This is a genomic window from Paenibacillus sp. Marseille-Q9583, from assembly GCF_976954365.1.
Window position 1 is genome coordinate 1 of the sequence record NZ_CDRJTB010000024.1, and the last position, 22,471, is coordinate 22,471.

The 22,471-nt window shown below is 41.3% G+C and carries 23 protein-coding genes; 5 read left to right on the forward strand and 18 right to left on the reverse strand.

The window, feature by feature from the left end; all coding sequences use genetic code 11:
* Window positions 1-290: 290 nt before the first annotated feature.
* The 4 genes from ACWNM1_RS13255 to ACWNM1_RS13270 all read right to left on the reverse strand — a co-directional run bounded on the left by ACWNM1_RS13255 (window position 291) and on the right by ACWNM1_RS13270 (window position 3,506).
* A complete protein-coding gene (locus ACWNM1_RS13255) occupies window positions 291-1,499 on the reverse strand; it encodes an S-layer homology domain-containing protein (RefSeq protein WP_449601281.1) in 1,209 nt (402 codons plus the stop codon).
* A 185-nt stretch (window positions 1,500-1,684) separates the two neighbouring features.
* Window positions 1,685-2,893 (reverse strand): S-layer homology domain-containing protein, encoded by a 1,209-nt coding sequence (locus tag ACWNM1_RS13260; protein ID WP_449601282.1) that lies wholly within the window; start codon window positions 2,891-2,893, stop codon window positions 1,685-1,687.
* A gap of 44 nt (window positions 2,894-2,937) precedes the next feature.
* A complete protein-coding gene (locus ACWNM1_RS13265; protein WP_449601283.1) occupies window positions 2,938-3,174 on the reverse strand; it encodes a hypothetical protein in 237 nt (78 codons plus the stop codon).
* 5 nt (window positions 3,175-3,179) lie between these two features.
* The gene (locus ACWNM1_RS13270) at window positions 3,180-3,506 is read right to left on the reverse strand and encodes a hypothetical protein (protein ID WP_449601284.1); all 327 of its coding nucleotides are present in this window, start codon (window positions 3,504-3,506) and stop codon (window positions 3,180-3,182) included.
* 842 nt (window positions 3,507-4,348) lie between these two features.
* Between ACWNM1_RS13270 and ACWNM1_RS13275 the strand changes: the two genes are divergently transcribed.
* Window positions 4,349-4,528: a cyclic nucleotide-binding domain-containing protein gene (locus ACWNM1_RS13275; protein WP_449601285.1), complete on the forward strand. Its 180-nt coding sequence runs from the start codon at window positions 4,349-4,351 to the stop codon at window positions 4,526-4,528.
* A gap of 955 nt (window positions 4,529-5,483) precedes the next feature.
* Here the strand turns inward: ACWNM1_RS13275 and ACWNM1_RS13280 are convergent.
* The 4 genes from ACWNM1_RS13280 to ACWNM1_RS13295 all read right to left on the reverse strand — a co-directional run bounded on the left by ACWNM1_RS13280 (window position 5,484) and on the right by ACWNM1_RS13295 (window position 7,702).
* Window positions 5,484-5,924 carry an SMI1/KNR4 family protein gene (locus tag ACWNM1_RS13280; RefSeq protein ID WP_449601286.1) on the reverse strand — a complete coding sequence of 147 codons (441 nt, stop codon included), beginning with the start codon at window positions 5,922-5,924 and terminating at the stop codon, window positions 5,484-5,486.
* Between the two features lie 11 nt (window positions 5,925-5,935).
* The gene (locus ACWNM1_RS13285) at window positions 5,936-6,349 is read right to left on the reverse strand and encodes a hypothetical protein (protein ID WP_449601287.1); all 414 of its coding nucleotides are present in this window, start codon (window positions 6,347-6,349) and stop codon (window positions 5,936-5,938) included.
* Window positions 6,342-6,674: a hypothetical protein gene (locus ACWNM1_RS13290; RefSeq protein ID WP_449601288.1), complete on the reverse strand. Its 333-nt coding sequence runs from the start codon at window positions 6,672-6,674 to the stop codon at window positions 6,342-6,344. Before ACWNM1_RS13290 ends, ACWNM1_RS13285 begins: the two co-directional genes overlap by 8 nt.
* Window positions 6,675-6,952: 278 nt before the next feature.
* Complete coding sequence (locus ACWNM1_RS13295; protein ID WP_449601289.1) at window positions 6,953-7,702, reverse strand: AraC family transcriptional regulator; 750 nt, start codon at window positions 7,700-7,702, stop codon at window positions 6,953-6,955.
* A 111-nt stretch (window positions 7,703-7,813) separates the two neighbouring features.
* On the opposite strand from ACWNM1_RS13295, the gene ACWNM1_RS13300 reads away from it, so the two are divergent.
* A complete protein-coding gene (locus ACWNM1_RS13300; protein WP_449601290.1) occupies window positions 7,814-10,102 on the forward strand; it encodes a glycoside hydrolase family 65 protein in 2,289 nt (762 codons plus the stop codon).
* A 20-nt stretch (window positions 10,103-10,122) separates the two neighbouring features.
* The gene (pgmB, locus tag ACWNM1_RS13305) at window positions 10,123-10,815 is read left to right on the forward strand and encodes a beta-phosphoglucomutase (protein ID WP_449601291.1); all 693 of its coding nucleotides are present in this window, start codon (window positions 10,123-10,125) and stop codon (window positions 10,813-10,815) included.
* Window positions 10,816-10,942: 127 nt separating this feature from the next.
* Here the strand turns inward: pgmB and ACWNM1_RS13310 are convergent, their stop codons facing one another.
* From ACWNM1_RS13310 to ACWNM1_RS13325, 4 genes are all read right to left on the reverse strand, one after another.
* Complete coding sequence (locus ACWNM1_RS13310) at window positions 10,943-12,658, reverse strand: ABC transporter ATP-binding protein (protein ID WP_449601292.1); 1,716 nt, start codon at window positions 12,656-12,658, stop codon at window positions 10,943-10,945.
* A gap of 72 nt (window positions 12,659-12,730) precedes the next feature.
* Window positions 12,731-14,533: an ABC transporter ATP-binding protein gene (locus ACWNM1_RS13315; protein ID WP_449601293.1), complete on the reverse strand. Its 1,803-nt coding sequence runs from the start codon at window positions 14,531-14,533 to the stop codon at window positions 12,731-12,733.
* Between the two features lie 229 nt (window positions 14,534-14,762).
* Window positions 14,763-16,142 carry an MATE family efflux transporter gene (locus tag ACWNM1_RS13320; protein WP_449601294.1) on the reverse strand — a complete coding sequence of 460 codons (1,380 nt, stop codon included), beginning with the start codon at window positions 16,140-16,142 and terminating at the stop codon, window positions 14,763-14,765.
* On the reverse strand, window positions 16,143-16,502 hold the full coding sequence (locus ACWNM1_RS13325) for an MmcQ/YjbR family DNA-binding protein (RefSeq protein ID WP_449601295.1): 360 nt from the start codon (window positions 16,500-16,502) through the stop codon (window positions 16,143-16,145).
* A 208-nt stretch (window positions 16,503-16,710) separates the two neighbouring features.
* Here ACWNM1_RS13325 and ACWNM1_RS13330 point away from each other — a divergent pair, with 208 nt between their 5' ends.
* Both ACWNM1_RS13330 and ACWNM1_RS13335 read left to right on the forward strand, forming a co-directional pair.
* Window positions 16,711-17,226 (forward strand): DUF3231 family protein, encoded by a 516-nt coding sequence (locus ACWNM1_RS13330; RefSeq protein WP_449601296.1) that lies wholly within the window; start codon window positions 16,711-16,713, stop codon window positions 17,224-17,226.
* Window positions 17,227-17,338: 112 nt separating this feature from the next.
* Complete coding sequence (locus tag ACWNM1_RS13335) at window positions 17,339-17,971, forward strand: LysE family transporter (protein WP_449601326.1); 633 nt, start codon at window positions 17,339-17,341, stop codon at window positions 17,969-17,971.
* Here ACWNM1_RS13335 and ACWNM1_RS13340 read toward each other — a convergent pair.
* From ACWNM1_RS13340 to ACWNM1_RS13365, 6 genes are all read right to left on the reverse strand, one after another.
* The gene (locus ACWNM1_RS13340; RefSeq protein ID WP_449601297.1) at window positions 17,968-19,407 is read right to left on the reverse strand and encodes an amino acid permease; all 1,440 of its coding nucleotides are present in this window, start codon (window positions 19,405-19,407) and stop codon (window positions 17,968-17,970) included. The two genes, ACWNM1_RS13335 and ACWNM1_RS13340, sit on opposite strands and share 4 nt — an antisense overlap.
* A gap of 191 nt (window positions 19,408-19,598) precedes the next feature.
* Window positions 19,599-20,168 carry a manganese catalase family protein gene (locus ACWNM1_RS13345; protein WP_076284176.1) on the reverse strand — a complete coding sequence of 190 codons (570 nt, stop codon included), beginning with the start codon at window positions 20,166-20,168 and terminating at the stop codon, window positions 19,599-19,601.
* Window positions 20,169-20,217: 49 nt separating this feature from the next.
* Window positions 20,218-20,484, reverse strand: a complete 267-nt coding sequence (locus tag ACWNM1_RS13350) for a spore coat protein CotJB (protein WP_042186389.1) — start codon at window positions 20,482-20,484, stop codon at window positions 20,218-20,220.
* A gap of 3 nt (window positions 20,485-20,487) precedes the next feature.
* A complete protein-coding gene (locus tag ACWNM1_RS13355) occupies window positions 20,488-20,706 on the reverse strand; it encodes a spore coat associated protein CotJA (protein WP_313636984.1) in 219 nt (72 codons plus the stop codon).
* 202 nt (window positions 20,707-20,908) lie between these two features.
* Entirely contained in the window at window positions 20,909-21,925 is a 1,017-nt protein-coding gene (locus tag ACWNM1_RS13360; RefSeq protein ID WP_149645895.1) for an AI-2E family transporter, read from the reverse strand.
* Between the two features lie 48 nt (window positions 21,926-21,973).
* Window positions 21,974-22,468, reverse strand: a complete 495-nt coding sequence (locus ACWNM1_RS13365) for a DedA family protein (protein ID WP_449601298.1) — start codon at window positions 22,466-22,468, stop codon at window positions 21,974-21,976.
* Window positions 22,469-22,471: the final 3 nt, after the last annotated feature.

The following is a 22,471-nucleotide window of genomic DNA, read 5'->3' on the forward strand; positions in this document are numbered from 1 at the left end:
GGCGTATTCTTTAATTTCATTCTCCCAGATATCCCACTACCTACCCTTTATTCACCGTCTATCAATTCCTGTTTTCGCCCAATGATTCGCCGCAACGTCACTAAATTGAACGGCGTCAGCCTTAACAGCTGAAGTTGAGGATGAAACTAAGAACACAGCGAGTATTAAGAAGAAAGGAACTGCTTTTTCACTAGTTTTAATAGATTATTCATATAAAACTTTCTCTCGTCGCTAATATATATTTATAAATCCAGACCTACTTGACAGCGCAATCATCAACATCCTCTTCACTATTGTTCACTATGAGGATTTACAATTAAAATATCTGAAAAGGAACGAAAATATCCAGAAGTCGGTGTAGCTATCCATACATTTACCGATTCACTCAGCTTATCTTTCGTAACTTTAGGAATAATCTTAAAAGGAGAATCATCTCGTTTCTTTTGAAAAACTGGTGCGGTCATCGTTAATACACCCTCTTCTTGCTTAGGATTGGGTAATCCTACTCCTATTAATTCTATCTGTGCAAATCCATCACCGAAATAACGATCCGGTGCATCATTTTTCTCCGTTGACTTCCAATAGAGGAGATATGCTTTTTTATAGTTCGATACGGGGTGTCCAGGATTCCCATATTCTCCATAGCTCCATTTAAGTGTGCTTAAAGGAGGTATTTGTTTTAAATTAGGATCATTCGGATCTTCTAAATCAATAGCAATTAGTTCATGCAGGGTCGCCACGTATTTATTGTCTTTGGAGGTTAAGGTTAACTTATCTTCTTCCCATTGATCTTCTATGCTTTCATAGCGCGACCACTTTTCACCACGATATCCAACAATCTCCGGCATCACCGTAAAAATATTCGTCTTATGCCAAGCCAATTCTGCACTGCTAATCGCATACTTATCTGTCGGCAGCTTCTCTCCGCCTTTTATCGTTAATACACGCTCTACGGTAGCTACAGATTGCGCTCTTGTTGTGTTTTCCTTTTCTCCTAGCTTACCTGCACCAAGTCCAGAGATTAAGCCCGACTTCGTAGCCAGATACATCCACTTGTCATCTTCCTTTGACTCTAAGCCGGTTGCCCGGGCAGCAATACGTGCCATCTCTTGACGGGTTATCTTTTTGTTCCATTCCAGCTCTGAATTGGCAAAATCACTGGCCATGTACAACTTCGCCTGTTCCGCAGCATTGACGTAACCTTCATACCATTTGCCTGCGGTTTCCTCTATGTTTTGCCCAGTCGCTGTCACAATCATTTTGATGAATTCCGCACGGGTCACGTTGGCGTTAGGCATAAACAGCCCTCCCGGATATCCCACTATATACCCTTTTTTTACAGCTATATCTATTCCTGATTTCGCCCAATGCTTCGCAGGAACGTCACTAAATTGAATAGGGTCCGCCTTAACTGCTGAAGTTGAGGATGAAGCCAAGCTCACAGCGAGCAGTAAGAAGACCGGGGCTGCTTTTTTACTTAGTTTTAATAGAGTATTCATATAAATCTTCCTCTCGTTGCGAATATGTATTTTTAGGTAATTCTATTTATTAGACAAATCTATTGTCTTCCAGATGTGTTCATCTACTTGTGCGGCTCTTCCTGTTTGTGACTTCAATGTGATAAGCGTCAAGACTAATACCACTAATATACTGGTTACTTTGATCCACCTCATCAACATCTTCACTATTGTTCACTATGAGGATATACATTTAAAACATATACATCGGAATAAAAATATCCAGAATTCGGCGTAGAAATACTTACTGCTATTGAACTTATCAACTTATCTTTTGTAACTTTAGGAACAATAGAATAAGGAACATCTCCCCTTTTCGTTTGAGAAACAGATTCACTCATCGTTAATACACCCTCTTTTTGCTTAGGACTGGGTAAGCCTACTCCTAGTAATTCTACCTGCGCATATCCATCACTGAAATAACGATCCGGTGCATCATTTTTTTCCGTTGACTTCCAATAGAGGAGATATGCTTTTTTATAATTCGATACGGGGTGTCCAGGATTCCCATAGTCTCCAACCCCCCATTTAAGTGTGCTCAATGGAGCAATTTGTTTTAAATTAGGATCATTCGGATCCTCTAAGTCAATCGCAATAAGCTCATGTAGGGTCGCCACGTATTTATTGTCTTTGGAGGTTAGGGTTAACTTATCTTCTCTCCATTGATCTTCAATGCTGGCATATCGCGACCAATCTTTACCACGATATCCAACAATCTCCGGCATCACCGTAAAAATTTTCGTCTTATGCCAGGCTATTTCTGCGCTACTAATCGCATACTTATCTGTCGGCAGCTTCCCTCCGCCTTTTACTGTTAATACACGCTCTACGGTAGCTACAGATTGCGCTCTAGTTGTATTTTCCTTTTCTCCAAGCTTACCTGCACCAAGTCCAGAGATTAAGCCCGACTTCGTAGCCAGATACATCCACTTGTCATCTTCCTTTGACTCTAATCCGGTTGCCCGGGCAGCGATACGCGCCATCTCTTGACGGGTTATTGTTTTGTTCCATTCCAGCTCCGAATTAGCAAAATCACTGCTCACGTAAAACTTCGCCACTTCCGCAGCATTAACGTAACTTTCATACCATTTGCCTGCGGTCTCCTCCACGCTTTGCCCAGTCGCTGTCACGATCATTTTGATAAATTCAGCACGGGTCACGTTAGCGTTAGGCATAAACAGCCCTCCCGGATATCCCACTACATACCCTTTTTTCACCGCCGTATCAATTCCTGATTTCGCCCAATGCTTCGCCGGAATGTCACTGAACTGAATAGAATCAGCCTTAGCCGCTGAAGTTGAGGATGAAGCCAAGCTCACAGCGAGCAGTAAGAAGACCGGAGCTGCTTTTTTATTTAGTTTTAATAGATTATTCATATAAAACTTCCTCTCGTTGCGAATATGTATTAATAGATCTAGATTTACCTAACCGCACAATCCTCAATAAAATACCCTTTTCGCGCGGCCTCCTCTGGATCGAACAGACTTTCTATAACAGTAACCCCCGAGGGTACACAGCTTTCTCCGTAAGCAATATGTCGCCCAGCTGAATTCCGGGTACCTACCAGAACCTTTCGTCGCATTACTGCCCCACTACCTAAGGAATATGCATCCAGCAGTTCTCCACCAGGAAGCGGATAACCTTGAATAAAAGCCATGATCCCTACATCCTGTATGGATTGCTCCTGCAAGCCGCGGGGAAGGGTGAACTGAAAGACAAGCCCATTCGTTTCACCAGCTCCAAATGTCTGTTAATGACTGTTTCCAAGTCTTTTTCAACGAGTGATGTGATCGTACTCTGCCGGATTTCGTGAAATAGTTCTATAGAGGTCAGAGGATTAAGATTGGTCTCAGCCGCTAGGCTTGTATACTCCCCCTCATAGAATTCATTAGAGCTAGTATCATACACCCGCGCATTGTCATCCAAAGTGAAATACAGCAAATTGCCGTTCTGAAGCTTGTAGTAATAGGGACGCTCAGGCCAACTCACAGGCTTAAGTTCATCCTTACCGCTATCACACTGGATCTATAATTCAAAATTGAAACCATGACCGTAGAACAGCATACCCATGGTTGATATCAGCATGGTAAACGACCTGGTCAATGTTGACATAGATATGGAGATGACTAACATCCCGATGGGAGGACTATAATCGTCAACCATGAAAAGATTGGTTTTCCCGATGGCCGGGCAGGATCCTCCAAAACCAATTCACCTTCCGGGTAATTTGGTTTAATTCGAGGGGTCCTTTGTACCTGATTAGTTAGCATTTCTTGAGCACTCATCTTTTTCATCACCACTGGATAGGAATTTTGGATTAACAAGAATAAATAGTGTAAATTTTAATTAAAAAATAAATTATTTTCCAATTTAGGAGATACATACTGCATTATCGGTTCGACGACTAAATAGTTTATATTTTCCATAACATTTTTTGCTAAAATGGTTCAAAGATCCCCAATAAATTACCTTCATTTTTATAAAAGTAAAATTACTAGTGTATATAGATCCAGTTTTAAGGTCACCTCTCCGCACTTCCTTTTTGATTTAATTTATTACATTTGGCACATTTACTTTTTTTATATTTTTCATTTCTTTTTGTTAATCTTACTTCTCAGGAGTAAAATTACGAGTTTTTTTGTATCTAGTATTCCATTGTAGATCCTATGTATCAGACCATTTCTACCAAATTGGAGAGAATTCATACTTCTGGAAGGTATTAACCCGTGGAATAAACTAGGAAATCCCTGCTAACTCGAACTATTAGCCGGTATCAAATCTCATATATGTTTAAGCAAATGTAAACAGACAACCTCGTATGACGCTGCCTGATGTATTCTTTAATCCAAATACGTGTTTACGAGCAGAATGAAATCATTTTGCATGAGGGCGATGAGCTGGACGGAATTTTTTTTCAAGTGGAGGGACGTACTAAGGTCTCTTCTAGTGTGGGAACGGGAAAATCCTTGTTATTACGGTTCTGCTCACCCTTGTCATTCCGTTTCTTTTGACAAGATTTATATACAGAGGAGCTGCATCAACACTTCCGCCACCAACTAATAATGGTAGTCAGCATTGATTTCATATTTGCGGATGTACAACCTGAACCAACGTTTTCATAGAGATAACCTTCAAAATCCATCCACGACAACGCCTCGCCTTGCTGAGCTAAATCCCGTACTTCATCAATGGACAATATCTCAACTTTTTTATTACCACAGGCTGAATGTATAAATCGTCAAAGCAAACAATAACAGCATTATCAAGTTACGCTTACTTCTCATTCATAAACCTCCCAACTCTATCGGGATCTTCCCTACATTGAAAGACACACCTTCTGGTGCGTTTAAAAATGGCTTGAATTTCGGGAGTTCAGCTAAGTGCTCGGAATTCTAATTAGTTAACTTACCTGTATATGTTGACTGGTCGTTACCAGATTGTTCTTGTCACAGTAATCATCGTTACTATGGTCAGTTATGTTGCAGACAAAGTGTTGTTCTTTGAATTACCGCCCTTACTATAGTTTTCGTACTGTTAATCATGAAAGTTGCGATACATATCCTACTATCACATCTAAATTGATAGGATATCCTACAGTTGTGAGTAAATTTGATAAAACCGTGAGAAAACGAAGATAACAAAAACAGGCCAATCATGGTGGTATCTAACCATAATCGACCTGTTATATGTAACGCTAAAGCGTTATTTGGGTTATATTATTAAAGCATTGCTGTGCGTACAAAAGAGATGGAAAAATTATTGTAGTGGTATTACATAGGTTAAGTATGTTATTGGTTGAAAAATCGGTTTATTCGGCCTGGGTGGGGTCTTATTAAACAGCCACCACAACTGATGCATTGTGCAAAAAAGTTCACAAACAATACTGTCGTCTAACTCGCATTGTAATGGCTTCTCATAAGTTAACTGTGTGGATCGATGAAATCATAGATGGAATCTTCAAAAAATTTATTCATCTCCATATAAGTTGTTAATGAACTCATCAAATTCATTAGAAAGAAAAACCATATTATCTACCTCATCATTATCTTCTATATCATGAAACCAAAAATACAATTTCCCATAATATTCACCACTAATCCCAAGGCAAATCTGATTTCCTCCTGAATCATCACCTATAGATAAAAATCCTTCAGGAATTGATCCTTCTAACGATTCGTATGCATTCAACAATTCATCATAACTTTTGCTTATTTTCAATCCATAAAAAACATTTACCACGCTCTCTCCAACATCTGATATGTTAAATAGATTTGGCTCAGGATGCCCCCCGTTAAAAGTAATTAAAAATTCTTTATATGATTCAGGAAGTTTAATATTATGCGTACGCTCAAAACCTTCTATTTCCTGCACTGTTATTTTTTCATTTGAACTAATAATCTTTGTCATATAGACACCCCTTACTTTTTATTTTCCCCATTTACAGCTGACATGCCACCTGTATGGGTAAAATCTCTAACAGGTACATAAACAACTTCAAACCTCGTTAACTCCCCCTGAGTGACCTGTCCATACCGTTTCATCCGTTGACGCTTCTTATCGTAAACTCGGCTGTAACCTGCTACTTGCCTTTGATGCTTCTTATTGGAGTAGCCAGTCCCTTTCCAAGTCCGCATATTCCGCCCAGTGAGCGATAACGTGAACAACTCTGATATGGGCAGCGGTATGTCAAATGCTACATCACACCGAACAAATAATATGGCTGTGGCATTGTTTTTTAATGGCTTAAGCCATGAATAGAAATGAAGTAAGCTATCAGGGTTAACAAGTAAATCAGAATAACTCTCCTCTAATCTACATTTGAGCTCATTCATTTGAGGTAATACTTGTATATATATAAATCTCTGTGATTTTATGGCTATCAGGATCAAGAAACATTGTAACATTAGTAATGTCATTTTCCTTCCAGTTCACCTGATTAACACTGTAGATAATCTTATTCTTGTCTTCAACTCTCGTTTTTTCAATGCCGAATAGACTGCCTAAATTGATGTAATTGGGATTCCCTTTTCTAAATATCAAGACTAGATCAACTAACAAACCATCGAGAGGCTTTTCAAAGAAATCTTTTTGTAGTGCATCCCATTCATGATCAATAAAAGTAAACCAATTAGGGGTTTCAAGCTTTCCCTTTAACAATCCAGATAATTTCCATTTCCTTATGCCAATGTAGTGTAGTTAATATACTGCCATCGTTCTCAATACAGCGGTACGGAAAGGCTTTATCTAGTCTTGGGAATTCCAAATAAATGGCCATCTGATCATCTCTCTTACTTATTTAGTGGATTTATAATCTCATTTATAGCGGACAAAGGCGAGTTTGGCTATTGAAGCTGAAACGTAAAAAGAGCTATCCATTACCCAACCAGGGAAGCATGGACAGCAAATTTTAGGGATCGTTAATGATTCAACTTCTCTCATTTCGTAGTTGCTCCACCGTCCCGACGAAACTGCTTGGGGGTCACGCCAGTGTATTTTTTAAATAACTGTGTATAGTAACTTTGGCTGCAAAATTTAAACATCAAAGCGATTTCGGAAATAGACTGATTCGTGTGAATGAGGATGGACTGCGATTCCTCAATTCTACGCCGGTTAATAAATTCCGTGAGCGGCATACCTGTTTCGCGCTTGAAGCGGTCGGACAAATAACTGGGATGCACACCAACATGCCGGGAGACCAGACTAAGGTTCAAATCTTGAAACAGATGCTCGCGTATAAAATATACGGATAGATTGACAATATGTGAATAGTGAAGGTTCTCCTTCTGCTGGCGCATCACTGTAATGAATTGCAGGACCATTTCATATTCATATCGATGAAGTGCCTCTAGCTCCGTCGTAGCTTCCACCGCACGGATGAACGTATCACTCAGCTGAAAAGCGGTCTCAGGGTCAACACCACCCCGGATAATCGCACGTGTAAACAAGGTGCAGGATGCAATCATAGCGTTTTTCTTGGAGCGCAGCGGATATCGGGCTAGTGTAGCAGCTTCCATTGCGTTGATTCTATGCAGTGCTTCCAGTGCCCGGTTCTCGTCACCGATTCGGATAGCTTCCAAAAGCTCATGTTCATAATCCAGCGGAGGATGGACAAATCCCTCTGACAGATCCACAGAACGTGTGGACCAATATTCCGGCAGTTTATGTTGTCCTTTAAGTTGATCCATAATTGTTAACCTCACCTAAAAATTTTGATAATATCCTAAATAATTTAGTATAATTCTAGCCCTTTCGGACTTAAAATTCAATTCATAACCATTAAGGGAGGAAACATAAGCATGAGCTGGAGCATTGCCAATCAGGGATTGTCGGCAGATACCCTACTGAATTTGGAAAGTATTTTTGCGCTGGGGAACGGGTATTTGGGCGTGCGTGGCAATTTTGAAGAAGGGTATTCCGATAAAGAAATCCGCAGTATCCGCGGAACGTATTTGAACGCCTTTCACGATGTGATTGAGATTCCCTATGGGGAGAAGCTATTCGCCTTTCCAGGTACCCAGCAAAAATTGGTTAATATTATAGATTCCCAAGGGATAAATATTTATATAGGCGAAGATATGGAGCCATTTGCGCTTACAGAAGAGAGTGTCCTCGCCTATGAGCGTAACCTCCATCTGGATAAGGGATATTCGGAACGTAAGATCCACTGGAAATCCCCCTCCGGTAAAGAACTCAAGCTGCATTTCCGCAGACTCGTTTCTTTCACTACCCGTGAACTTTTTGCCATTCATCTGACTGTTGAGCCTGTCAATTTCACCGGTCCAATCCGGGTTGTCTCTCATGTAAATGGCGATGTTAGCAACTATACTAACCCGAATGACCCTCGTGTAGCTGCAGGACATTCCAAACGCCTGAGCGTAGTAGCATGCGAAGCACGGGGTGAATATGTATGCCTGGAGAACGAGACAATGGCTTCGGCCCTGCGGACCGCCTGTGTTACCCGGCATGAATGGGAAGGTGACTGGCAGGTTGAACCTCAGGCTGGAGAAACCGATGCTACAGTGACGGCAACCGCCTCCTTGTCTCGGCCACTATCGCTGACCAAATGGAATGTTTATACCGATACACTACGACATGAACAAATGCTTGTAGATACCGGTATTCAGGTACAGGAATCATTGAAGCACCTCTCCTTTGAAGACATGCTGGAACAGCAGGAGCATTATTTGGCTGACTTCTGGAAGCGTTCCGATGTAGTCATTGAGAACGACTTGTCGCTTCAGGAGGGTATACGTTTCAACCTTTATCAGCTGCTACAATCAGCCGGACGCGACGAGCATAGCAACATCTCTGCCAAAGGCTTATCCGGTGAAGGGTACGAAGGCCATTATTTCTGGGACACGGAAATTTATATGTTCCCTGTGTTCCTAATGACTTCCCCTGACTTGGCCCGGCAGCTGCTATTGTACCGGTATTCCAAGCTGGATGAGGCAAGAGAACGTGCTAAAGAGATGGGCCATGCCCAAGGTGCATTGTTCCCATGGCGGACGATTTCAGGTACGGAATGTTCCTCCTTCTTCCCCTCCGGCACAGCTCAATATCATATCAGCGCCGATGTAGCCTACAGCTATATTCAATACCATCTAGCGGAAGAAGATGACGCCTTCTTGCTTCAATACGGCGCCGAGGTGCTATTTGAGACAGCGCGGCTTTGGATGGAGATCGGTCATTACTACGAAGGCAAGTTTCACATTGATGAAGTGACTGGACCTGACGAATACACTTGTCTTGTGAACAACAACTATTACACCAATGTAATGGCCAAACATAATTTAAAATGGGCCGCACGCAGTTTTGCGCGACTTCATGAATATGACGAGGCTGGATTCCAAGCTTTGTGTGTGCGCCTGCATGTAACCGGACCAGAAGCAGACAGCTGGCTGAAGGCGGCAAATGCCATGCTGCTTCCTTACGACGAGAAGCTGGGCATTAATCCGCAGGATGATACTTTTTTACGCAAAGCGGTCTGGGATTTCGACAATACACCACCGGAGAAACATCCGTTGCTGCTGCATTACCACCCACTAACGCTGTACCGTTATCAGGTCTGCAAGCAAGCCGATACTGTACTCGCTCATTACTTACTGGAAGACGAGCAGTCACAAGAAACTATTCGCAAATCGTACGATTATTATGAACAAATCACTACCCATGATTCCTCTTTGTCGTCTTGCATATTCAGCATTATGGCCTCGAAGATCGGGTATAAGGACAAAGCGTATAACTATTTTATCGAGACGGCGCGGCTCGATCTCGACAATACGCACGGAAACACTAAAGACGGATTACATCTCGCCAATATGGGTGGAACGTGGATGGCCATTGTGTACGGTTTTGCCGGAACACGTCTCAAGGAAAATGGCCTGTCGCTCGCTCCGTCCCTACCTACGGGCTGGCAGAAATATAATTTCCGCCTCACCTTCCGCGGCCGCCTCATTGCTGTAACCATTCGCGAGGAAGGTGTCGAGCTTGAATTGCTAGAGGGTGAAGCCCTTGAACTTACGCTCTACGGCCAATCGGTAACTCTGGGCAACGAGAAGCCGGTAACTCAGGCGTTGCAAGCCTAATTCATAAGGAGAGATACACAATGAATGCAACCTCTCAAATTCAAGCCGTAATCTTTGATCTAGACGGCGTTATTACCGATACCGCAGAATATCATTATCAGGCTTGGGGCATGATCGCGAAAGAGCTGGGTCTCCCGTTCACCCGAGAGTTCAATGAGAACCTCAAAGGTGTATCGCGCATAGCCTCACTGGAGTTGCTACTTGGACAAGCGGCAACTCCGCACACCTACTCTCCCGAAGAGATGGAGGAGATGGCGAACCGCAAAAATGAGTTTTATCAGCAGCTCATTCAGCAGGTAACCCCTGCCGATGTGCTGCCTGGTATTTCTGAATTGCTCGCCGAGCTGAAGAACCATGGAGTGAAAACTGGCATTGCCTCCGCTAGCAAAAATGCCTTTACAGTTATCCGCCTTCTAGGTATGGAGAAAGACTTCGGAGTTATTGTAGATGCAGCAAAGCTTGCTCGCAACAAACCAGACCCGGAAGTGTTCCTGACCGCCGCCGATGCACTTGGTGTAGATCCGCAATTTTGCGTCGGGGTTGAAGACGCAGTCGCCGGGGTAGAAGCGATCAGAGCGGCAGGTATGTTCGCTGTATATATCTCCTTACAGGAGAGCTTGTCCAACGCTGATATGAACTTGAACAACACTGCTGAACTTAACTACTCCGAGCTAAACCAGCAATTCGCTAATAAGAATAGAGTAACTAAATAATCAGGTATCCCAGTCTCAATATATGTAAGTCACGAACTAAGCCGGCAAGCTCCTAAGGGAAGCTTGCCGGCTTTTGTTTGAAATATACTTTTCAGAATACCCGCTTCTGATTCCGATCATCAATAACCTATTGATAATATTGCGCTTGTGCTTTCCACATCGTGCTGTACTCCTGCTGATCTTTCAACAATTGATCATGTGGACCGTATTCGCGCAATTCACCATTGTTAAAAAGTGCGATCTTATCGCAGAATTTACAAGCAGATAAACGATGTGAGATATAAATAACAGTATGATTTGCTGCCAAAAGATTAAAGTTGTTGTACATCTCAAACTCCGCATAAGGGTCCAACGCAGCTGTAGGCTCGTCCAAAATAAGAATAGGTGGCTTTTTGAGTAAAGCCCTAGCAATTGCAATCTTCTGACTTTCACCACCCGAAAAGTCTGTGCCTTTTTCATCAAAGATTCTAAATACCTGTGTATCTAGTCCTTTGTCCAAACCTTTCATTTTTGCTTCCAATCCTACTTGATTAAGCATTTCTTCCATTTCCTTATCCGATGTTTCGCTATCCTTCGCGCATAAGTTGTCTTTGATAGAAAATGAAAACAACTTATAATCCTGAAACACAACACCTAAGATTTTCATATATTCATCGTATCGATAATCTTGAATAGATCTTCCATTCAGAAGAATCTCTCCTTGATCAGGTTCATACAATCGGCAAAGCAGTTTAATAAAAGTCGTTTTACCTGCGCCATTTTGACCTACTATAGCTAACTTCTCTCCATTTTTTATCGTCATTGATACATTTTTTATTGAATAGCTCTCGTTTCCCGCATATTTAAAAGACACATTGCAAAATTCAATCTCAACATTCATGAGTTTTTCAAGACGTTCTTCTCCGCTTTTCATTGTTGGACTTAGACTTTCAAATTCTCTAAACACCTCAATGTACTTACACATTTGGCGAAAATCAACATAAGCATTCATTCCCAGAGACACTTGCGTAGAAAAGCTATTGGTGGCGGAGATATACATAACAAAACCACCAATTTGAATTTTCCCCGTAACTACTTTTACAACCATGTAGGCGTAAATAATGACCATTTGCAATTGAAGATTAGCACTGGCCAGTCCCTTATATCTCCCCACTTTTTCGTAAAGCCCTCCAAAACCACGAACGCTTTCATTATGATATGCATCCACTTTATTCAGCAAATAAGGAGCCATCCCAAACAAACGGACATCTTTAGCCATGGAAAAATCAACGGCCAGTTTGGAATAATAACCAAATTTCCGATTCAGAGGAGCTAATAATTTATGAAAATTGAATTGAGCTTGTTGCGACTTTTTAAAGATAAAGGTATTAAGTACAATCATCCCAATAATCAGCACGATGATTCCAATGTTTAACGTAGAGATTAAGGCCGTTAGTCCCAACAGGGAGAGCATTGTTTGCAGCAAAATCTTCATACTATCTAGCATTTTACGTATAACATCCTGCTGCCTAATGGGAATAAGCGCCTGTTCTTTAAGATCTAGCACTTTGGGATTCTCTAAATTCTCATAATCCAGGTTCATAATATGATTTCCAATATGTAGCTCTAAATTATCCATGACCAATACATTGGACAGTTCAATTTGTTTAGTAAGATAACTCTGAAGTAACCTCAAGACAGCATTACCTGCCACCAAAATTCCTATCCAAAGGATAATATTCATTTCGCGGCCAGCTCCCATCAATTCATCAATCAAATATTTGGGAAGGATAATGTTTATAAACGGAAAGATTGCGCTACATAGTGAAGAAACTACCATTAACGGAACATAAGATTTTGACATAGAATGTACCAGCTTCAAAAAGTAAAGGGTCACATGCCAATCCTTTTTCAGAGCAGGGAATGGATTCATAAGCTAGGTATCACTTCCCTTATAATATTGTGCTTGAATCTGATACATTTGGTTGTACTTTCCTCTGCGTTCCATCAATTCGCTGTGAGAACCGCCTTCGGAAATCTCTCCTTGCTCCATATACAATATCTGGTCACAGAACCGTGTGCTGGACAAACGATGGGAAATATATAATGCTGTTCTCTCTCCGATCATTTCATTAAATCTTGTATACAGGTTGAATTCGGCAATTGCATCAACTGCTGCAGTCGGCTCATCCAAAATAATCAATTCTCCATTCTTATATAGTGCCCTTGCCAACATCATTCTTTGGTTTTCCCCTCCAGAGAACTCAACGCCTTGATCATCCAAAAACTTTTGCATTGGGGTGAGAATACCTGATTTCAATGAGGCGACTTTTTCGCTTAGTCCCGCTTTTTCAAGACTGTCATGAATTCTTAACGCGTCAGACTCTCTATGTTCTTTTAGAGAAATATTCTCTGCTAATGAGAAAGCGAGTACGCGAATTTCTTGAAATACCGTAGAAAATAATCTCCAGTAATCCGTTTTAGCAAAATGTTTGATATTGATTCCATTCAGAGTTATCTCTCCACTATCGGGTTCATACAACCTGCATAACAATTTGATAAGCGTTGTCTTGCCAGCACCATTATGACCCACAATAGCAAGTCGTTGATGCGGAGGGATGATGAAGGATATTTTATTAAACACAGGCTGGCTAGTACCAGGATATGTAAAGGAAACTTCTTTAAATTCTATCGAATAAGGGCCTGTTGGGAGTGCATGCATAGCTCCTTCCCCCTGCTTATCTTGCTGCATCTCTAAAAAGTTACGGAGTTCCTCTATGTATAAATTCTGTGTGCGCAGATGGGCTAAATCTTTCATAAATCCCTGAAGAACGCCAGAAAATCCAGCGACAGCAGTTGTGTACATCACAAAATCACCTATAGTTATCCTCTGATGAAGGTAAAGATACGCCAAATAACCATATACAATCCCCTCACGGAATAACCGGATCAAAATATCTAATATTTCACTCTGAAAATAAGAGCTGCTGATTGAGGACTGAATTTCCTGTCTATTTTGAACACTTGAATGGTATAGGGAGACCAATGTATTGTTAAAGGAATTAATCCGAATTTCCTTACCAAAAGTAAAGTCTTGCATAATATCCGAATAATACTTTCTCTTCCTCTCCAATTCTGAAAGCTGTTGTTCATGTTCATACTCATAACGTTTAGCACGTAGGGAAAACACGTAAGAACACCCAATACTTATAATTAGAAAAACAATAACAGCAGAATTTAATCCTCCAATTACAGTTATATAGCCCGCAAAAGCAAGAAATCCAGCCAGACATGCAAAAAATGTATGAAATAATCCCTGAAATCCATTCTGCACACTTTGTAGGGAACGCTTGGCCTGCTCCATCTGATTAAGATAACCGGGATCTTCTGTATTTTTGAAATCAACATTCATATTTTGCGCAGTGTGCGCGTGGATCTGTTTAAATACAACTTTCATTAATTGAGTTAAACCCAAATTTTGTAGATATCCTGTAAAATAGCTAGTGATGGTCAGTAATAAAAACATCAGTGAAATTAGGAAGATAAACTGTTGAGGTCTTTGCTGTCCCGTCAGTTCAACTATAATAAATTTTGGGAATAGGATTAAAAGGAAGGGCTGCATAGCTAAAAGAAGCGTTACAGTAGAGTAATAAATAATGGAACGTCTACTGTTAATCCACGATGTGGAGAGGACATAGCGAATGCTGGTCCAAGTGGAGGTTAAGGATCTTGTTCTCATTACATAAAGTTCCCCTTAGTATTTAAAATGTTTCTTGATTACATTTTATCAATACTATTATTTGGAAACAGTATGAATAAATTAGTATAAACAGTATTATTTTAGGTGGATTAACGGATAAATTCGTGCATCACAAATAAAAAGGTTCTTGTTAGCCGAAGCTAGCAAGAACCTTAATCTTTAGTTTCATCCTCAGAATACCGACTTCTATTCGCCATTGCGGGCATCTTCACAGCATTCCAGCTTTATCAGACCTATCGTTAAAAAGCTTCTTTACCGTGAGTCCAAATAAAACACAGCAAGTCAGTGCCGCACAAAAATCAGCAATAGGCTCAGCAATAATCACTGCATCTGTTTTCGGGCTAATAAATGTCGGGAGCAAAAGGACTAATGGAATAAGCAAGATAATCTTACGCAAGATTGCGATAAAAATAGAAACCCTGGCTTGTCCCAAAGCAATAAATACTTGTTGAAACGCTAATTGAATACCAAAAATACAAGTGCCAAGGAAAAATATCTTCATTAATCTAGCCGTCAGAGCCACAAGCTCAGGATTATTGGTAAAAATGATAATGGGTAGCTTCGGAACAAAAATGGCCACGCCCCACATCGACAATCCGAAAGCTGCGCAAAAAACACTGCAATATAAAATGGCGGATTTTACACGTGCGAAATCACGAGCTCCATAATTATAGCTAATAATAGGCTGTGCCCCTTGCGCAAAACCAGATAACAACGTCCCAAAGATTTGCATCAGCGTGCCCATAATCCCCATGGCAGCAACGTACATATCGCCTCCAAATTTAGCTAAGGACGTGTTAAATACAATTTGAATTAAACTTTCGGTCGACATCATAATAAACGGAGAAAGCCCCAATGCAAGTACACTAGCCGCTTCTTTAGGTTTAATGCGCATATTCGATAGACGTAAGCGCAGATGAGCCCGTTTAGAGATTAAGAACCCCAATACCCAAATAGCCGAAATAAATTGGGCAATCACAGTTGCCAACGCTGCACCCTTAATTCCCATATTCATCTCGAAAATAAAAATGGCGTCAAGGACGATATTCACAACTGCTCCAATGCATACCGTGAGCATGGCTGTTTTGGCGTATCCTTGCGCTGCAATGAATGGATTCAATCCTAAAGAAATGAGCACCGCCACAGTTCCTAGAAGGTAAATGCTTAAAAAATCGTTGGCCAGCGGCAATGTATCGTGACTCGCTCCGAATAACGTTAAGAATGGCGACTTAAAGATAAGAAACAAAGCGGTTAGGATTACGGATACCAACAGCAGCATAGTAAAACAACTTCCCAGTAATTCTTCTGCTTTTTTATGTTCTCCTTCGCCCATCTTAATGGAAGCTAGGGGCGCCCCACCAGCTCCGATTAGAGCTGCAAAAGCTGAAATCAACATAAGGATCGGAAAAGATATCCCTATAGCGGATAAGGCTAGCGTTCCCCCCTCCTCCATTCTTCCGAGGAACATCCGGTCAACTACACTGTACATGGCATTGATTAGCTGAGCTATAACGGCAGGAATAGCCAATAAGAAAATAAGCTTGGGTATACTTTGGTTGGCAAAACGATCCTTCATTTGATTATTCATTTAGTTCATTTCCAACATAGATTCTCGGAGGCTTTTAGGAAGCTTTTTGACAACCATATCGTAGGAGTGGTCAATCATGTCAAAGACATCCGACTCTGGCAAGGAACCATCAATCATGATTGTATTCCAGTGCTTTTTGTTCATATGAAATCCCGGTCGAACGCTCTCATGTTGCTCTCTAAGATTTTCCGCAATGACTGGGTCACATTTTAGGTTTAAGCGAACAAGCTTCCCTGTTTCCTCAAAAATAAGTGCGAACATTTTATCAGCAACTTTGATGACCAATGGAGTGGGGCCAAACGGATGCTCTTGAGTCGCTCCTTTCTTTTTTAAACAGTATTCGATGATGTTATTCTTCAACTCTCTCTCTCCTTCGTTGATCAACAATCTGATCATTTCTGCCATTAAACACGTTTCTTAATTATATCATTTTATTCAGCTGAGCAGGTTTCTGCATAATTTTTTTAGCTTTGAGATAACTCATATTTTTTGAAGCAGACGACCGCAACATTTGAACATTTATGGGCATGCTATATACGTTCAAATTTAATTATAAAGGAGCTTTCTTATGACAGGAATTTTAGGTGGCAACCCCAAGGATGAACCGATGCATTATGGTGAGATCTTTAGTGTATGGCAAGCTTCGATGGTAGCAAAGGGGGCCCTTTCGTGCTACCGAGCTTACTTGTATCATGCCGGCGATAATGACCTAAAAAAAGTATTAGGCGCATTAATTGATCAAGCCGAGCTTGAAGTTAGTGAGTGTGATACGCTGCTGGCAGATAACGGGGTTGCTTCCGTACCAGCGATGCCAAATAGACCCGAAGCCAAGCTTGAAGATATTCCTGTAGGTGCACGATTCACAGATCCCGAGATTGCTGCTAAAATTGCTGCTGACACTGCTACAGGATTGGTAGCTTGTAGCCAGGTTATGGGTCTTTCTATCAGAGAAGATATCGGTGCATTATTTGCAAAATATCACCTAACTAAAGCAGCGATAGGCGTTAAAATTCTCAATTTGAGCAAGAAAAAAGGGTGGTTAATTCCTCCACCACTTCAGATAAAAAGACCAGAGTCTGAATAAGATTGTACCCTGAAAAGGCCTTCGATAAATCGGAGGCCTTTTTGGTTGTCCTACAAATTGTTTTTTTGAATAGGCTAGTATTACACACAAATATTAGAGAGGAGGGAATGCTATCAATACTTTTATTGGATATATTTTTCTTGGTCTTTCGCTATCCGCACCTATTGGTCCTATTAATGCTGCTCAACTGGACAAAGGAATTCGTAAGGGCTTCTGGCATGCTTGGGTGGTAGGGCTTGGAGCCATAAGTGCAGATATCATATTCATGTTACTCGTTTACTTTGGGGTAATCCATCTGCTCGAATCCCCTTTTATTAAAGCATTCTTGTGGTTATTCGGTTTCTTTGTGCTGGTGTATACGGGCATAGAGAGCATTAAACATGCTGGTGTGATTTCTGAACCCGGTATGAGAAGCAATGATTCATCCTTAACGAAGTCTTATTGGTCCGGTTTACTGATGTCTTTATTCAATCCGCTTTCCATATTATTTTGGCTAGGGATATACGGGTCCATTTTGGCCAAAGCGGCCATGGAGTATCCAATGCAGCAGTTGTTGATGTATAGCGGAGCTATTGTACTTGGAATTTTGCTCTGGGATATATCTATGGCGGCCGCTTCAAGCATGTTCCGTAAAGTCCTCACAACCGGTGTTTTAAAATCGATCTCCGTGCTGTCAGGCCTTTCGCTTGTTGGTTTTGGGCTTTATTTTGGTGTACAAGCCGCTAGGCTATTGTTTTTTCATTAAGTTTTGTTTTTTTTGGGCCGAATGATTTTTATCGGATCCTTTGAATAATCTATTATTCCCTGAATTTCTAACAATAAATTCCCTTTACTCGGTTCCTTATCCGTATCAACGGTACGTTTCTTTCGAACACGTGTCACGATCCAATCAGAAACGGCGATCAGAGTGACAAGCAACAAACTAATATATAACCCTGGGCGGCTGAGTGAATGAAAAAGAGTACCTGTGACCGCGACCCCAATGAGTAGCAATCCTATCCAACGTTTAACCGTGCTAAATCGATTGCCTTTTAGCAGCTTTCCAGAAGACAGCAGGATAAACGACCAATTATACAGCAGCATTAACCCGGCTGCAGTTGTGATATACTCATACACTTTTCCCGGCAACAATAGTGACATCACTACTGCTGCCGTAATCCCTACGGTGATCAAGGTAAGGGCATAAAAGGGATATTTATCCTTCCACTTCCGAGAAAATAACTTCGGAGCATCTCCTTCTTGAGACAGGGTAATCATCATTGAAGTTACAGCGTAGAGTGACGCAGTCATTGTAGAGAAGCCAGCGACAATCAACACTCCGTTAAATAAATGAGGTACGAAAGCCAAATGATCACTACTTAGCGCTAGAACAAACGGACTTTCTTTCGAGTTAAACGCACTAAAGGGCACCATGATTACAGCTAGACCAATAGACAAGATGTATACAATAACCAAGGCGATCAGCATAACCTTTCCTGCCTTTGGTGCATCCTCCGGCTTTTGAAGTCTATTGGACATAATTCCGAGTACCTCAATCCCTCCGTAAGCATAAAAAGCGAACAGAAAGGCAGACCACAACCCCACCCCTCCTTTAGGAAATAGCGCGGAGTAGATTAATGGAACCTTCGGTGTATACTTCCCTCCGCCTATCCAACCAGCCAATAGAGAAGCCGCAATGATTAAGAACATGAGAATAGCAGCTATTTTTATTACAGCCAACACATTCTCAACCCGGTCAAACCCCTTATTCCCAAAAAAGACAATGACAAGACCCAATAAAGCAAACCCAGCAGCAAAAATCCACATAGGTACCGCTGGGAACCAAAATCGCGAAAAGATAGATAAAGCAGTTAGTTGACTACCCATGATTAACAACTCCGAGAACCAATAAACCCAGCCACTGCAGAAACCCGCCCAGCTACCAAACGCTTTTTTTGCATAGGAACGAAAAGATCCTTGCTCTGGTTGTTCTGCTGTCATACGTGAAAGAGCATCAAATACTATATACGTTCCAATAGCTGCCAAGATGTAAGCGATCAGTACTGCAGGCCCGCCTATAGAAATCGCTAAGCCTGAACCTAAGAAATATCCGGTTCCAATCGTACCTGCAACGCCTAATAAGCTTAACTGCCACCATTTCAATTTCTTTTCACTTTTTGAATTAGTAGAAGCTTGGTTCAAAGAATTCAGTCCTTTTCGTAAAGAAGATATAAGTTCACCTTCTGGATTTTACACACTCCAATAGGCTGTCCTTATACTCATAAGTACATGCGGACTTTTTTTATTCTATATAATGCAAAGGGAATGAGACCTGTATAAATTTAAAAAGAGTAAAGCGACCAATAGGTCACTTTACTCTTTTTTAGTATCCCTCAGAATATCCGCTTCTGATCCCGATCATCAATAATAATCTGCACGGCTTCTTTAAACCGAATCGCATGGATGATCTCCCGCTCCCGCAGGAACTTGAGACTATCCTGCAAATCCACATCATCCGTCATGTCAATCAGCCACTGGTATGTAGCCCGAGCCTTTTCCTCCGCTGCAATGTCCTCATACAAATCTGCCAGCGGGTCACCCTTAGCTTGAATATAAGCCGTTGTAAACGGTACACCTGAGGCATTATTGTAGAACAAGGCATGGTCATGCGCTGCAAAATGCGGGCCTAATCCAGCTTCCTCTAATTCGCATACCGACGCGTCCTTCGTCAGCTTGTAGATCATCGTGGCAATCATTTCGAGGTGGGCGAATTCTTCTGTAGAAATATCGTTCAAAACGCCAATAACTTTATCCGGAATCGTGTATCTTTGATTCATATAGCGCAGGGCTGCGGCGAGCTCACCGTCAGCTCCTCCGTATTGCTCACTTAAATAACGCGCCATCCGGATATCACATTTACCGACCCGTACCGGATATTGCAGCTTCTTCTCATATATCCACATTCGGGAACTTCCCCTCCTCTAGAAACTTAGTTCCTTACAGTACACACTTTTACACCTGCCAAGGCCAAGGAGCCTGATTCCATTCCCACGGACATTTCGAATAAGCGCGACCAAAATTCTGCAGCGGACCATATAATTCCTGAAATTGATTCGCTAGCTTAGTACGTTCCTGAGTCAGCTGATTAAATTGTTCAATACTTCTTAAATCATCTGGATGAGTGTTCAGATATAAGTTTAACTCCACCAAGGCAAAATCAAGAGTCTGCAGCTGTTCAAGCATTTCATAATATCGTTGATCGCAAGGGTTTGCCTCCATAGTCTACTTTCCTCCTCCTTTGCACTTAGATTCATACGGGCTGAACAGTGCTGGCCAGAGCGTGCCATACCTTAGAGCCTCCTGTAAACTAAACTGCGGAAGATCGGGTGGCTGAAAGTTAATGAACTGATTGGGTGGAACTACATATGTCTTGAATGGTACCGGTGGGCAAGGATCAAACGGGCCCCTAAACGGGGTATACCTCCGTAGCTGTGATTCCATTTTTCGTACCTCCTTTGTTCCTGTTCCTTGTTTATTACTCCCTTAGCTAACTTATGACAGCAGGACACATTATAAAACGTTATTTATAAAAAAAGCACTGAAGCAAGATTTGTCATGCAATTGCACAACAAATAAGCTGACTTCGGAAAAGTACCGAAAACAGCTTATAACTTGGAACTTATTGAATATTAAGTTCTAGACTTCACTTTTTTGACGAATCTTCGTGGGTAATCTCAAGGATATCCAACATAAAAACAAAGATGGGAATGCCAAGAAGAAGTCCCCAGACACCTATATAATGCTCAGAAAACAACAACACGATAAAGGTGTAGAACATCGGCAAATTCATTTTTGTGGACATCAACTTGGGATTCAAGAAATAGCCTTCGATAAAATGTAATACCGCAATAATCGCCAGCACATAAGTGACTGTTGTCAGACCGCCGATGTTGTAGCCGATGATTAAGAGCGGAATGAGCGAAATCAAAAAACCAACCACCGGAATGAGACTGAGCAGAAAAATCAAGATCGATAAGGCAAATAAATATGGGAAGTTAAGCAGCCACAAACCAATAATAGTAAGACAGGTGTTGAACAGAGCAATGAGAATTTGTGCTTCAATTACTTTCCCAAAGGAAATGATGAATTTTCGGCTGAAATACTCCAGATCTATATAAAACCAGGCAATTCGGCTCTCTCTCATTCTAGAAGTGAAACTGACGACCCGGTTCTTCTCCAGAATAAACACAAAACTTAGAATGGTCGATATAACGAAAGTCGCACCCCAGTTGCTAACCTTCAGCACATAATCGATACCTCTTTTGATGTAGGACTGATAGTTAAGGTCCCTGAGCATATCATACAAATACAATGTAATCTTGTTCTGCGGGAGATCTTCTGGTTTGAGATTGGTAAGGAAGATGGTTAATTGCTTAATCTGTTCCAATACTTTAGGGAGATATTTAGCAAGGGCCAGTACAATCACTGCGATTAAAGCGAGGTATAAAATGACAATAATCACCTTACTGTTAACCTTCATAAATTTACCAATTCGTTTACTAAGCAATGTCTGAAAGCTGTTCATGACAAAAGCAATCAAAAACGTCAGCAACACCAGATTAAGCATCCCTCGAATACTGAACAGCAGCAACCCGATAAGTGCGAGAATAAAAAAACGCCTGGTGGTTATATTCGCGTAGAATCGCTTCAATACATTCATAGATCTTGCTCCATTCGATTGCGATTAATATTGCTGATCATCCATTGGCTATAAAAAGGAAAACTTAGCCCCCACAAAAAAGCCAATTGAAACAAAAAGGAGTGACCAGGTTAGCGCTCCTGCAGTCGTTATGAGTATATATTTTTTGAAAGACATAGCACTGATTCCAGAGATATAGCTTGATACATGCCTCAGACCGGGAATGAAATAGGCAATGAAAATCGCCCAGTTGCCAAACCGCAAAAACCATCTTTTCATACTGGCAAAACGCTTGGGTGTAAGGCCAACCCACTTGCCGAATTTTTCTACCACAGGTTGCCCTAGTCTTAAACCAATGGTATAGCTGATAAGCATTCCGGTGATAGATCCCATGAAACAAACCAATACGGAAATTGAAAAGTCCAAAACCATAACGGAGGATAAATAACCTACAAACAGCATTAACACCTCATCCGGCACAGGAAGTCCAATAATTCCAAGTGCCATAAGGGCAAATATGGCTAAATATCCGTACTGCGAAATGATTTCAATAATCCAAGGCATGGT

Excerpts from the sequence above, each read along its gene's own strand:
- ACWNM1_RS13255 (WP_449601281.1), bottom strand. The coding sequence starts at position 1,499 with ATGAATACTCTATTAAAACTAAGTAAAAAAGCAGCCCCGGTCTTCTTA.
- ACWNM1_RS13260 (WP_449601282.1), bottom strand. The coding sequence starts at position 2,893 with ATGAATAATCTATTAAAACTAAATAAAAAAGCAGCTCCGGTCTTCTTA.
- ACWNM1_RS13265 (WP_449601283.1), bottom strand. The coding sequence starts at position 3,174 with ATGGCTTTTATTCAAGGTTATCCGCTTCCTGGTGGAGAACTGCTGGAT.
- ACWNM1_RS13275 (WP_449601285.1), top strand. The coding sequence starts at position 4,349 with ATGTATTCTTTAATCCAAATACGTGTTTACGAGCAGAATGAAATCATT.
- ACWNM1_RS13280 (WP_449601286.1), bottom strand. The coding sequence starts at position 5,924 with ATGACAAAGATTATTAGTTCAAATGAAAAAATAACAGTGCAGGAAATA.
- ACWNM1_RS13285 (WP_449601287.1), bottom strand. The coding sequence starts at position 6,349 with ATGAATGAGCTCAAATGTAGATTAGAGGAGAGTTATTCTGATTTACTT.
- ACWNM1_RS13295 (WP_449601289.1), bottom strand. The coding sequence starts at position 7,702 with ATGGATCAACTTAAAGGACAACATAAACTGCCGGAATATTGGTCCACA.
- ACWNM1_RS13300 (WP_449601290.1), top strand. The coding sequence starts at position 7,814 with ATGAGCTGGAGCATTGCCAATCAGGGATTGTCGGCAGATACCCTACTG.
- pgmB (WP_449601291.1), top strand. The coding sequence starts at position 10,123 with ATGAATGCAACCTCTCAAATTCAAGCCGTAATCTTTGATCTAGACGGC.
- ACWNM1_RS13310 (WP_449601292.1), bottom strand. The coding sequence starts at position 12,658 with ATGTCAAAATCTTATGTTCCGTTAATGGTAGTTTCTTCACTATGTAGC.
- ACWNM1_RS13315 (WP_449601293.1), bottom strand. The coding sequence starts at position 14,533 with ATGAGAACAAGATCCTTAACCTCCACTTGGACCAGCATTCGCTATGTC.
- ACWNM1_RS13320 (WP_449601294.1), bottom strand. The coding sequence starts at position 16,142 with ATGAATAATCAAATGAAGGATCGTTTTGCCAACCAAAGTATACCCAAG.
- ACWNM1_RS13330 (WP_449601296.1), top strand. The coding sequence starts at position 16,711 with ATGACAGGAATTTTAGGTGGCAACCCCAAGGATGAACCGATGCATTAT.
- ACWNM1_RS13345 (WP_076284176.1), bottom strand. The coding sequence starts at position 20,168 with ATGTGGATATATGAGAAGAAGCTGCAATATCCGGTACGGGTCGGTAAA.
- ACWNM1_RS13350 (WP_042186389.1), bottom strand. The coding sequence starts at position 20,484 with ATGGAGGCAAACCCTTGCGATCAACGATATTATGAAATGCTTGAACAG.
- ACWNM1_RS13355 (WP_313636984.1), bottom strand. The coding sequence starts at position 20,706 with ATGGAATCACAGCTACGGAGGTATACCCCGTTTAGGGGCCCGTTTGAT.
- ACWNM1_RS13360 (WP_149645895.1), bottom strand. The coding sequence starts at position 21,925 with ATGAATGTATTGAAGCGATTCTACGCGAATATAACCACCAGGCGTTTT.
- ACWNM1_RS13365 (WP_449601298.1), bottom strand. The coding sequence starts at position 22,468 with ATGCCTTGGATTATTGAAATCATTTCGCAGTACGGATATTTAGCCATA.